This window comes from Secundilactobacillus collinoides DSM 20515 = JCM 1123 (genome assembly GCF_001435975.1).
In the GTDB taxonomy this organism is placed as follows: Bacteria; Bacillota; Bacilli; order Lactobacillales; family Lactobacillaceae; genus Secundilactobacillus; species Secundilactobacillus collinoides.
Genome location: NZ_AYYR01000019.1, coordinates 31,001 through 44,428, shown reverse-complemented (window position 1 = coordinate 44,428; position 13,428 = coordinate 31,001). Strand labels below are relative to the sequence as shown.

At 43.8% G+C, this 13,428-nt stretch carries 4 protein-coding genes; 3 read left to right on the top strand and 1 reads right to left on the bottom strand.

Translation table 11 applies throughout. The features are described from left to right. Positions 1 to 880 precede the first annotated feature (880 nt). A complete protein-coding gene (locus FC82_RS04690; protein WP_056996343.1) occupies positions 881 to 3,310 on the top strand; it encodes a collagen-binding domain-containing protein in 2,430 nt (809 codons plus the stop codon). A 98-nt stretch (positions 3,311 to 3,408) separates the two neighbouring features. Here FC82_RS04690 and FC82_RS04685 read toward each other — a convergent pair whose 3' ends face one another. After that, complete coding sequence (locus tag FC82_RS04685; protein WP_054762225.1) at positions 3,409 to 3,864, bottom strand: hypothetical protein; 456 nt, start codon at positions 3,862 to 3,864, stop codon at positions 3,409 to 3,411. A 472-nt stretch (positions 3,865 to 4,336) separates the two neighbouring features. Here FC82_RS04685 and FC82_RS04680 point away from each other — a divergent pair, with 472 nt between their 5' ends. Then, positions 4,337 to 5,638, top strand: coding sequence for an adhesive domain-containing protein (locus FC82_RS04680; RefSeq protein ID WP_054762227.1), 1,302 nt, complete (start codon positions 4,337 to 4,339; stop codon positions 5,636 to 5,638). Positions 5,639 to 5,692: 54 nt separating this feature from the next. Then, on the top strand, positions 5,693 to 13,099 hold the full coding sequence (locus tag FC82_RS04675) for a DUF7601 domain-containing protein (protein WP_056996342.1): 7,407 nt from the start codon (positions 5,693 to 5,695) through the stop codon (positions 13,097 to 13,099). The last annotated feature ends 329 nt before the right edge of the window (positions 13,100 to 13,428 follow it).

Below are 13,428 nucleotides of genomic sequence, written 5' to 3'. Positions count from 1 at the left end.
AGAAGTGGTTCGAAAAGCAGCGTAGCAATTCGTCCAAGTATGGGGGCACGGTCCAGCCTTCTGGAGCACGTTTAGACACGGAGGCCAAAAGCGCGAAGCCGGCACCACAAGATCAAATACAGAAAAGTCCGGGCCTGACTTTTCTGACCGAAGTGCCTTGTGCAGTAGCCCCCTGCCTTCTGGAGCACGTTTAGACACGGAGGCCAAAAGCGCGAAGCCGGCACCACAAAATCAAATAGAGAAAAGTCCGGGCCTGACTTTTCTGACCAAAGTGCCTTGTGCAGTAGCCCCCCTGCCTTCTGGAGCACGTTTAGACACGGTGGCCTAAAAGCGCGAAGCCAGCACCACAATGGCAAATAAAGAAAAGTCCGGGCCTGACTTTTCTGACCGAAGTGCCTTGTGCAGTAGCCCCCTGCCTTCTGGAGCACATTTAGACACGGAGGCCAAAAAGCATGGTTCAGACTATCGAAAATTCACAAAGATCTGACACTGCGAGTGTTGAACAATCTTTTATATAGCGAATAACTAATGATGATAATAAATGTATTTGAAGAATCTACGTGTGACGGTAGATTCTTTTTTTTGTGGATTAAACTATTTTTTGAAATTATAGTGCTTTTAAGCCAGCTATGATAGCGTTCTGACACAACGTCCATTAAAAATCGAGTCGTTATACTGGCGTTTTTAGTCATTTGGCAGTTTAATGTTAGCGTAAGAAATATTATTAATTTCTTATGATAATATTTAGTAAACACACGTATGAAGTTTGTGAAAATTCACAGATTACTTCTTCTTGTTCCGAAACGACTTTTTTTGCATGGTACCCTCCGTATTATTCGAGACTGATTGTCAGTTCATAGCCTAGAAGGAGGGAGTGCTCATGACGAGCGACCCCAGAAAGATAACGAAGATTCACTATAAAATGTACAAATCAGGTAAAATTTGGTTAGTGGCTGGTATTGCCACCAATGTTTTGTTGTTACAACCAAGCGTTGGCCGGGCGGATGAGAGCGGGCAGCAAGCTGATCAAGTGGCGGTTCAGACTGGCAGTGCCACACTAGCAGGCCAAAGCACCTTGCGTACTGGCACTGATCAGACTGTGGCTGCGACAGCGACCACCGCTAGTCAGGGTGATTTGTCGGAAAATGTTAGCGATGGTACAAGTGCTGGCCAACCTCAGACAAGGGCCACTACAGCAACCAGTCAGAGTCAGACAACACCGGCCAGTGAAAGTCAGGCTGCCGCTGCAACGACAACGGGTGCCACTCAGCAAACGGCAACGGTGCAAAACCAGTCGGCGCCTACACTTACTGAGCAAACAGTTGATCCTACTGATCATGCGACAGCCACGCCATCAACTACATCACCCGTGCCCGTTACCGGCCAGCCAAGTTCTGCTGCACGATTCGGCGCGGCTTCGGTTACCCAACCGGCACAATCGACGACACCAGCTGCCACAGTGAGCCAGTCTGCGACAAACAGCGAGAATCCAACAAGTGCTAATTCGGGTACCGTTGCGCAACCGCAGACGGCAGCCAGTCAAGTGGCAATCCCTGCAGTTCGGGCGGCTGATGAACCCGTTACGACCGCCGCCACACAATCGATTGGGCAGATTGAAAATGATCCGTTACTGAAAGACTGGCTGGCAAGGTACTATGGCTGGTCCGGCTCGGTGAGCGACTACATCCAGGCCAATCCGCTTGGTGTCGCATCATTGTTCCACGTGTTTAGTCTGGATGCCACGCTCAATGCGCATACCGAGGGTAACGTTGCAACGGCCGAGTTGTCAGGCAATGCCAATTTTAATACGCGGCTTGGCGATTTACTGACGTATGATTACAGCTACATTCAGGATTTTAACGCCAATGCTAAGGGTTTGCAGAGCGCATTTGCGGTGAATCCCAGTCGGCAGAACATGCTGTTTGTCGGTAAAAACGTTACGGTGATTCCTGGCAGCCAAGTAGGGTTGCGAAGTACAAATGGGCCTGTCATTAATGTTGATCATTTGAAGACAACCGATATTAGTAAGGATACGAATGGTCAAGTCTACATTGATTTTGATGCTGCCTTTGCCCAATTGCAGGCACTCTCCACCAAATTGGCGCAACAGGGTATCGTCACCATTTCAAACAGGGACTTTGCTGATAATAACCGGCGGATCATCGATATGAAAGAGTACGCAGATCAAGTGAACGATGACCACCAAATCGTCATCAATTTGGCACCGGATGTGATGACACAGTCAACGCAATTGATTCTGAAAAACTTCGATTACTATCTGACTGATCCCAATTTGGCAGACGTGAGCTTTGTTTTTAATGTTGACGCCGGCACGGTTAATAACTACACGGTTGCAACGCAAGTAATCTTGTGGTTGGGCGATACCGAAAACACCCGGACCGATTTTCAATCAAGCACCAACTTTTTCGATAATCATCTGCTTTGGAATTTCAGGCACACTGATATGAACCGGGGTGTCTCGCCGTACACGGTTAGAACGACCGCTAAGTTGTATGGCAGCCTCTTAGCCGTAGATGGCAACGTGATTCTCAACGTCAACGCTAGCACCGATGGTAACCTGATTGGCCGGCAAGTCATCGTCAATGCGCAAACACACCGGTGGGATTTTCAAATCCCGAAAGAACCTGGCGACCCAGGAACGCCGGTTAACCCAGGTGGCCCCGAGAAGCCGGTAGACCCAGTTGATCCAGGCGGTCCGGAGAAGCCGGTAGATCCAGTTGACCCAGGTGGCCCCGAGAAGCCGGTAGATCCAGTTGATCCGGGCGGCCCGGAGAAGCCGGTAGATCCAGTTGACCCAGGCGGTCCGGAAAAGCCAGATGACCCAGGGAGACCTGTGACGCCGATTGATCCGGGCACACCAGGAAATCCGGGGACTCCTGAAACGCCGGTAACGCCAGTAACGCCACTGACGCCGACGACACCAGATAATCCGCCAACGCCTGAACAACCAGTCACTCCGGTTGATCCGCCAGCGCCCGAAGAACCGATGACGCCAGCACCGCAACCGGAGCTTCCAGTGACGCCCCCAGAGGATACGGGTTTCACAATTTCGACTGGTCAGGGACCTAAGACCGAAACGATTCCCCAGTCTCAGCAGGTAACACAGCCACAGACGAAACAAATCGTTCAGCCACAAACTCAACCAGTAAAGAAGGCACAGACCAAATTGCCGCAACTAAAACTACCGCAAACCAGTGAAACGCAGTCTCATGTCTTTACGGCATTGGGTGTGCTCTTACTAAGCCTGTTGACCGGTATCGGCGTTTGGCTGAAACGAAAATTTGACTGATGTGATGAAACAGATAGTGTTTAGTGATTAGCAATCAGTGCGACTAGGCGACAAAGACCCGCAAATTCAAATGAATTTGCGGGTCTTTTACGGTGCTATCAGTTAAACCAGTTAACGATGCGCTGCCACAACGACTGTGAGGTATTGGCGGCCTTTTTGACGACCACCAGGCTGACAGTTTCACCTAACTTGATGTTGTGCAGCGATTTGATATTCTTCACGTTTGTTTGATCAAAACTATAATTTTTCGGAATGTGATTATTCATGCCACTGCCGGATTCAATGATGTCACTGTTGAAAATATCAGTCACATCCGTGCCCTTACCGTCGGCGTGGGCTGTCGACCAATAGTATGTGCTGACGAGTCGGCCAGCGCCGGTGACAAACCGAACCCGAACATGGTTGGTCATGAGCGCCTTGCCATGCGGCAGCAGTTTTTCGGATTGCAACGTGGATTCGCGCGTGAGTAATGATGTGCCAAAGGCAATAGCGATAACGCCAATAATGACTGTCCCCAACAGCCGTCGTTTACTTAATGTGCGGACTGAAATCAAACGCCCACCTCCTGAGTGCAATTTTGCATTATTTCATAGTTTAAGTATCGCACGTAAATGTCTCTATACTTTGCGCAAACCATGAAGAAAGTGTGAAGTTTCGCAGGGTGTCAACCGATAACTAAAGTCGCGATAACGAGAAATTTAACAAAAAAAAGACCATGGCTGAAATGCGTCATGGTCGTTTTCCTTCATTAAAACAACACAGTGCCGAAATCGTGTTCATAAAAAGGACAAACTTTGGTTAAATTTTGGTCAAAACTATTTGTTATTGTGAATGTAAGACATAGGCAATACCTTATCCACGCACAGAAAGGAAGATGCTTCGGCGCAGAAACCAATTGAATTCGAGTTCGTTAACCGCGGTTGTTTGGGTCAACCGCGGCTAACCCAATGCCAATACGGCGGTGATCTTTTAGTCATAGGCACCACTGGTCACCGCTGTCGACAACCGAAAAAGGGGAAATTTGCGATGGTGAAAAAGGTACTGATCCAAGTCGTTTCGGTGTTTACGTTAGTTTTTGGAACGTGCTACCAAAGCGTCCTTGCTCTGGCGGATAACGTCGGGCAATTCGAGATCCACTCGTCCAAAGTCATGGATAAAGAAGGCAACGCGGTTGAACGGGTCAAGGCCGGTTCAAAGCAGAACCTTGTTTTTGAAATGACCATTAACAATAAAGACGGTGACAAAGCCGCCGGGAGCACAAATGTGTTTATCCCGGAAAATCAAATGAAGGTGTTAAAGGATAAGGTCAGCGCGGAATCCAGTATTCCAGACGCCAAGGCGAGCCTGTATTTGAGTAAGAAGCGCAACCTGCGTTTGAAATGGAGTGGTGTTAATAATTCAGCCACGTTCAAACTGGAAGTCCCAGTGAAAATCGGCAACCCGATGACACTGACCGACCTGCCGGTGGCCGTGGATGACGCCACATCCTATACGCAGCAGATGATCGTGTTGGCGGAAGACGCGGACGACGATGCCATCTCCGAAGCAATTACCGACAACGATTTGCCTACAAATCTGACACTGCAATTGGATAACTATTTGAAGCAGGTTGAGGCTCAAAAGGCGCAAGAAGCGCAACAGGAAGCCGATGATCAAGCGCAAACTGCGCAGGAAAAGGCGGATGCTGCCACTAAGAAGGCCGAGGAAGATGAGGCGGCCGCTAAGGAAGCTGAAGAAAAAGAAGCCGCTGAACAGAAAGCTGCTGAAGAAAAGAAGGCTAAGGAAGAAGCTGCGGCTAAGCTCGCTGAGAAGGAGAAACTGGAGGCCGAAGAGAAGGCTAAGGCTGAGGCGGAAGCTGAGCAGGAAAAGGAGAATCAGGCCGCTGATGAGCAAAAAGAAAACGAAGAAACTGCTAAAGTTCTCCGCAGAAGCTCTATTCAGGGAAATGAAAAAGATTCAAGAGCATCCGACCGTGTTGTCAATGGTGATATCGCCAAAGCTTTAAGAGATGTAGCTGGTGATAACAAACCAGATAGCTTCTTCAGCAGCATTACAGTTAATGCTGCCGGTAAAGATACAGTAGTGACAGATGGCGAAGTGTTCAATGCATCAGATTTTGAGAATCAGGATTTGATAGTGACATACCAATGGACAATGTCAGACCTTTGGACAAAGCTTGGAGAAAAGGAAAGTATCCAAGATGGCGATTCTTATGAGTTTCAAGTTAAAGGGTTTAGCAGCATAGCACCTGATTCAGGGGAAATTAAAAATGAAAGTGGAGAAGATGTCGCTACTTTTACGGTAGAAAAAGTTGACGATGAAACGTAGACTATTCGAATTGAGTTTACAGATAAGGGATTAAGCGGTGGTTCAAAATATAAAATGGTATTAACTCAAAAGGTTGATCCGAATAAAGAATTGGTCTTTGAGTATAATTTCCAAGAAATTTTGACAATGATTCCTGACAAACAAGTTGGGTTAATTACAAAGAATGGTTATTTCGCTGGAGACAATGAAATTGAATGGAAAATTCAATTACAGGCGGATAAGGTTCATTCAAGTACGATTACAATTGATGACGAAATTCCCTCCGATAAGGATAATTTTCACAAATTTAATGAAGGAGAAGTTGACGTTAGCGTGACATACGCACCTAACAAGAATTCAGATGAATCCCAAGACGTATCCGATTCATTTACTGCATTTTCTGAAGATGGTATTAAATTGAAAATTGCGGGGGATGGTGGATCTAATAGTTTCGATGTAGACGGAACCTTAACGTTTACTTTTAAATCAAAATATTCTAGTGGAAACCATTTCAAAAATGAGGCGTCAGCAGTTTTAGATGAAATTACCACAGATGTTGCTAAGGCAAGTGTTTCTTTAGGAGATACTGAAAAATCTTATAAAAAGTTCACCAATGGTAAATATAATTGGGAATTTACAACTGATTTGTCCTCTTATACGGAAGATATGCTGGCAAATCTTGAAATAACAGATACTTTAAGCAAAGGCCACGAGTTCCAATATGATCCAGAGAAGGGCATAGATGAACTAGACTTAAAGCTGACTATTAACGATCAAGATGTCACCAATGGGTTTGATTACGTTATTAATGAAGATGGACAGTTAGAGATAACTGTTAAAAAAGGCAACGACAATATTCTCTTGGAATTACTCACATTACTTGAAAAGAGTGATTTGAAAGCCAACTACACTACCGTTCCTACCAGTGGAATTGTAGGAGAGGTTACAAATAATGTTGGTGTTAATACCAAGGGAGCCGGCACGTCAGCCGGGGCAGGAGTCAACGAGCGCATTATAGCCGAAAAAACTGGAAAATATGAGTATCAGAAAACCGAAGATAATAGTGCAATTATTAGTTGGACACTCACAATTAATAAACACGAATTACCTTTTGACAAAATAACCGTGGTTGATGTTTTACCAGAGGGGATAAATTCTTCTGATGTTAGTAATGTTAGGATTAATGGTCAGCAGGTAACCGAGAGTGGTTATGAAAAAGGATATTCCGATGCAGTTATATCAGATTCGGGATATGATTTTAATGATAAACAAGGTAAATACTCTGCTTTAAGATTTGAACTTGATAGAACTAATTATGAAAATGAGATCACAATTGAGTTTGATACGGTAATTAGTTGGGAAAATGTTCAAAAATACGATTACTCATTTGATAATAGGATGAGTGGCTTATTGTCATATAGTGGTCAAGAAAATAGTGACTTTGACAATAAAAAAGTTACAATTCCACAATCAATCGCCAATAATGCATACAAGCAGGGTAGTCTGGAAATGGCAGATACACCTGAAGGCGATAGTTTTGTTGAATGGACTGTGGGATTTGGAACACGTTGGCAATCTGTATTTGGAAGTAATCCAGGTGACGTAAATTCTGTTTCGATTTCAGATATCGTGAATGTTGACGAATATGGTAATGAAGGGATTGAATATCTTTCATTACCAAAGAAATTTGACAACTACGAAATCTATGAAATTAGCGGAGATGGTAAAAGTTGGACCCTTGGTGATGTCTTAACCCAAGATGAAGACTATGAAATTGAGTTTGGCTCAGTTAATACTGATGGAGAAAAAGAAATTAAAATTAACTTCATCGGGGAAAACACATATGAGCGATTAGCCCTTGTCTTTAAGACGGAAATTGATTTAGACGCCTGGCAATTAGGTGAAAATTCAACAACTGATGATTACAAGTTTTATAATACTGCGACAGTTAGTTACAACGACTTTGAAGAAACTGTTTGGGCAAATAATGGGTTTAACAAGGCCGAACTTTATGGTTCAAAAAAGGTTTTAGAAAGAGATGGTAATGACGTTTCTTGGCAAGCCGTTTTGAACGCACAAGGCCAAAATCTTGAAAATGTTACAATTACAGACACTTTAACGGGTTCTCAACAGCTTAATGTGTTCTCTATTAAATTATATTATGCAGAAGTCGAGACAATTTGGGATTCTCAAATGAACGGGTTTAAAATGAATAAAGTTGTTACTGGTAACCCAGTTGATCCGGAAGATTATGAGCTTTCACGAGAGAGTATAAATGGGTTTACCATAACGATGAAAGAATTAAACCAACCAATCATAATTGAATATGAAACAGTAATTGGCCCGGGTGTTACGGAGCCAGTTGGCAATAAAATTGAGATAGACGCCAAAGGATACAAAGATGTCAATTCTAATACTGCACAAATTTCGGGTGAGTATGTTGAAGAAACATTTCCAGCAGTGTTTGAAAAATTAAATGGTAGTGATGAAAATAATCCATTTGAAGGCGCGAAGTTTAAATTACAAAGAAGTTGGAATGGCGGAGATTGGGAAGATGTTCCTAATTATTCAGAAGTAGTATCTAATAAAAATGGGTTTATCCATTTTGAAAGATTAGATCCAGCATTTGATTATCGAGTAGTAGAAACACAAGCTGGATCGGATAATAAAACCGACATGGAAGCGTATGAATTCAACCGAGATACTTTTTTTGATGAGAATGGGAAGCCAAAAGGGAGCCAAGTAATTAAGAATTGGAATGTAGAAAAAACCAATTTACAGATTAAAAAGCTAACTGAAGGACTACCGGCTCAACAGTTCGAATTTGTTATTCGCGCAGTAACTGATCAAGAAGATAATGATGGTAATCTGGTCACGGATGATCGGCTTAATGGCGAATATAAAACAAATTCAAATGAAAAGGTTGAATTTGTAAATGGTGTCGCTACATTAAAAATTGGAAGTGGCGACACTGTAACAATTATGGATTTACCAATGTACGTGCCTAGTGATCCTAATGGTGATCAAGAGAAGTGGATCTTTGAAGTTGAGGAAACAAGCCATTCGGATGATTATTACACTGAAATTTATGTTGATAATCCAGACAGCGGATTTAAAGGGAAAAAGACAGAACCATTTGCACTCAGCAAGAATACCATTGCCATTTATTTCAATAACATTGCAAACCCAACGGGTAGCTTAAAGGTGAAAAAGAATGGCGAAAATGGGTTAAATACCAATCAAGTATTTAATTTCACGATTGAATCAGAAGATAGCAAGTTCAACGGGAATGCTACAAAGAAGTTCACTAATGCATCAGGCGATTCCTCTTCTGATGGAATTACTTTTGTTGATGGAAAGTATGAAACTGAGCTGAAAGCTGGTGAAACAGTCGAGTTTAGTGGATTGCCGCTTGGTAAATATAAAGTGACAGAAGAAGGCGTTGAAGGAATCCGGGCTAGCTGGACAGTTGTAGATCAAACAGGTCAAACACCGACTGTGACGGCAGAAGCTGGTGAAAATGCAGTTACAGATAATATTACAGTTTCTGATAAGAGTGACGCTACCGCAACGTTCACTAACAAGCCAACTACAACCAGTCTTGAATTAGAAAAGATTGTTAGTAGCGAGGAAACTGTAGACAATGAGAAAGAGTTTGAGTTTAAACTTGATGGTGGGAAAAAGCTTGCAAATCTTAAGGCCACAATCAAATACAGTGACGAAGAAAACGCTAAGCCATTTGTATTTGAAAACGATGGTACACAAACCGTTAAGTTACGACACAGACAAAGAGCTACAATTACTGGATTGGCAGATGGTTCTGAGATTAACGTCACTGAAAATAAAGAAGGTGGTTATGAGACCAGTTCAACAGTGGAAATTGATGGTAAAACACAAGATCCACAAACTGGTTATTCACGAGATGTGACGGTCGTTGAAGACCAAGACATGAAGGTAACGTTCTTAAACGCGACTGAACCAGCGGGTAACCTTCAAATTAAAAAGACGGTTATTGGCAGATTGAATGTTGATAGCTTCGACTTCAAGGTGACGGCACAAAACGGATTACACCCTGAAGGCGAATACGTTGTTAACATTTATGAGGCTGGCAATCATTTAGTTTCAAGCGATAAAATTTCATTCGTTCAAGAAGACGACAATTGGGTTTCGAGTTTAACTCTCGCAGATAATCAGTATGCAGTGATTATCGGGTTGCCACTAGGTAATTACAAAGTTGAAGAAACAACAATTGATGCCGATATGGAGACTCGAAACAAAGTAGACAATGATTCTTGGAAAGATGACACTGTTACGAATGATATGAGGCTCAAAAATAATGGTGATCTGAAAACTGCCTTCTATGAAAACAGGTCATCAACTGGAAAACTTGAAGTGGCCAAAAAGGCTGCTGGGAATCTTGATACTAACAAGTCATTTACGTTCAAAATTGACTCATTCGGTGCAGTAATTAACCGAGAACTGGACGCAAAACTAGTAACAGAGTCCAATTCTAAGGACATTACGATTAGTTTTGATGGCGTCGGAAATGCAGAATTCAACCTAAAGCCTGGTCAGTACGTAACCATTGATGGGGTACCATTCGGAAAATACGAAGTGAGTGAACAGGTAGAAGATGGCATTACTACAAGCTGGATGACGACATCCGGGGGCGGCAGACACAGTTCGGATGCTGGGACTGTTGCTGAGCCAATAGCTGTAGAAAAGGATCTGACGTCATCAGTTGAATTTACTAACCGACCGTTAGAAGGCGATTTAATTGTTAGTAAGGATGTCTTAAACATGCAGGCAGGCGATGCTGACAAAGAATTTGAATTCACTCTGACGGTAACCGATAAAGGTCATTTAGTTGAAGACGGGACGTTTGAAGTAGAAGGCTTACCGAATAAGACATTCTCCTTCACAAAAAATGATGATCAATATGAATACAAATTTGTGTTGAAAAATGGTGGAATGGCTCGTTTCAAGGGACTACCAGAGGGAGTTCCAATTAACGTAACGGAAACTGGTAAACAAGATAAGTTCCTTGCTCAATATCGAATTGGCAACTCTGGTACCTACACAAAACAGGATAGTGAAGGGCCGACGGTGACAATTGGTGATGAAGAGGAACAGATTGTTCAATACCAAAATGTACGTGACCCTGAAGGTAGCCTTGAAATTACTAAGAAAACGGATACCAATCAATTGAAAGATGCAGAATTCACCTTCACAGTTAACGCTTTGAATGACAACGAAGAACTGACTGAAGACTTTGCAGCTACGGTCGAAAATCGGAAGGTAACGGTTCATTTCGTTGATGGTGAAATGACCTATGATTTAAAACCAGGTCAAACATTGAAGATTGATGGGTTACCGCTTGGTCAATACCAAATTACTGAAACTGGCCAGGACGGCATCGTAACAAGTTATGATGCAGATAGTGGCAGGGATATTGGTACGACCACTGAGGAAATTGTTAAAGCGAACCATACGACCCAAGCAACGTTTACGAACAATCAAACTGAATTCACCCTTGAAAAGGTCGTTATAAACGATGACAACAATAAAGAAGAATTCAAGTTTTTGATTGATAGTGAGGGTAACGAAGCGTTAGCAGGTAAGACTTTTGAAACTGCCAGCGGAGATAAAGTTAAATTCAATGAAGAAGGACAGGCAACTATGACGCTTAAGGCTGGTCAAAAAGAAACGATTCTTGGCCTCCCCGTTGGCACTAAACTGACTGTTACTGAGTTGGATGACGAAAAAGACCCAGGCAGATACAAAGTTAGTTCCCAAGTTAATGGTGACGATTCTCAAGATGGTATGGTTCGTGAAGTGACTACGCCAGAAGATACTCACACAATGCAAGTCACGTTCGTAAATTCAAAATACGATGTGGGTAGTCTGAAGGTTGAAAAGCAAGTTATTGGTAACATGAACACTGAAACGTTTGAATTCGAAATCAAGGGGCTTGATAAGTTAGCGTTGAAGGGGACATACAGTCTTCAAAAATACGAGAATGGTCAAGCAACTGGTGGGCGAGAAAACATTGAATTCAAACAAAATGACGACGAAGAATGGGTAACGACCATTACACTTAAGGATAATCAGTACATCACAATTGATGGGCTGCCAATTGGCACCTATAACGTGACAGAACAGGATCCTAAAGAAGATGGGATGATTACTCAGTACCAGTTGAATAGCGGTAAGACTCAGGATGGCATGAGTGCTGATACGAATGAAATCGTTACTAACGGTACGTTACAAGCCGTTAAATTTATCAACACAATGCCAGCACCTGAAACCGGTGGGATTTCCGTAGAAAAGAAACTCTCCGGCGCTTACACCGAGGCTGACCAAAACCGTGACTACGAATTTATGATCACGGCATACAAGGAAGCCACGGGTGACACATCAACTGATCCAGACAACAACACAGGAACCGATACTGATACCGACTCAGGGACTGAAGCTGCTGGCCGTGCCGCAACTGAAGTAGACACCTCAATCAACGGCAAATGGGACGCAACTCTAGAAGTTGATGGCAAAACCAGTACGGTGTCTATCGAGTTCAATAACGGTGTCGCTACCGTTAAACTCCATGCTGGACAGCGTTTAACCATCAACAACATCCCTACTGGCACTCAGATGAAGGTTTCTGAAACGCCGATTGCTGACTTTACCACAACCAACAAGGTGGATACGGGCGATATCATTGCTGGAACTGACACCGACCTGATGACCATTGGCAACACCACCACGCGTCAAGTGCTGTTTACCAATAACCGGGCCGCTGAACCGGAAACTGCATCGCTGTCACTGACCAAGAATGTGTTGGGCGAAGGTGCCGACACTGAAATGGCCTTTGACTTCACGATTCAGTTGACCGACAACGCAACAGGCTTGCCTGTAACCGGACCTGTGGGCTACTTCAAGAAAGATGCCTGGGGTGCACACCCTGTGGATACGCTTAACTTTGATAGCTCTGGGATGGCAACGGTCAGCCTGTCACACGGGCAAACAATCAACTTGAACGTACCAAATGGCACACACTACCAAATTTCTGAAGCAGATTACAGCGCTGATGGCTACGTGACGACCACGACTATCGGCGGTGCAGCGGAAACGGATGGACCGGATGCCGTTGGTATCGCGCAAACAGATCAGCCAAACGCAGCCGTTGTTATGTACTACAACCGCTTAGACACCGTGACTGACGAGGAAGATTACCCAAGCATGTCTGACGACGAAGAAATTCCGGCCTTACCAGCCGCACCGACGGATGACAGCGACGGTACTTCAAGTGGCAGCTACCCGGCCATGTCAAGTGGTTCAGGAACAAGTGGCGGTTCAGGCACTAGCGGCGTCTTGCCGAAAACTGGTGAGTTCATCGCTAATAACTGGGCAACCATGCTGGGTCTGCTCCTTGGGGTACTGCTTGCAGCAGCGGCCATCAAAAAGACCCGGAAACATGATTGATTATTCGAAACTGTGAGCGGCAGGTAGGATAAACGGGAAACAGGTGTGAGTCATCACGCCTGTTTTTTGTGTTTTTTTTAAAAAAAGGGGTAAATGAAAACTATGTTGGCATCCAAAATATCAAATCAGTGGTCAAACGAATATCACCCAGGGTACAATAACAACTTAAAAAGGCCTTACCCAGAGCATACTCGCAAGGGGGCAACTCTCTGCAAACCGCTTTAAGAGCGCGACAGCAACAAGACAACTAAGTCATCCCGGGCCTGTCAAAGCATACCAGATGGTTTTTTTATTTTCTCAACCTAAAAAGAAAATAGTTACTGGGTTAC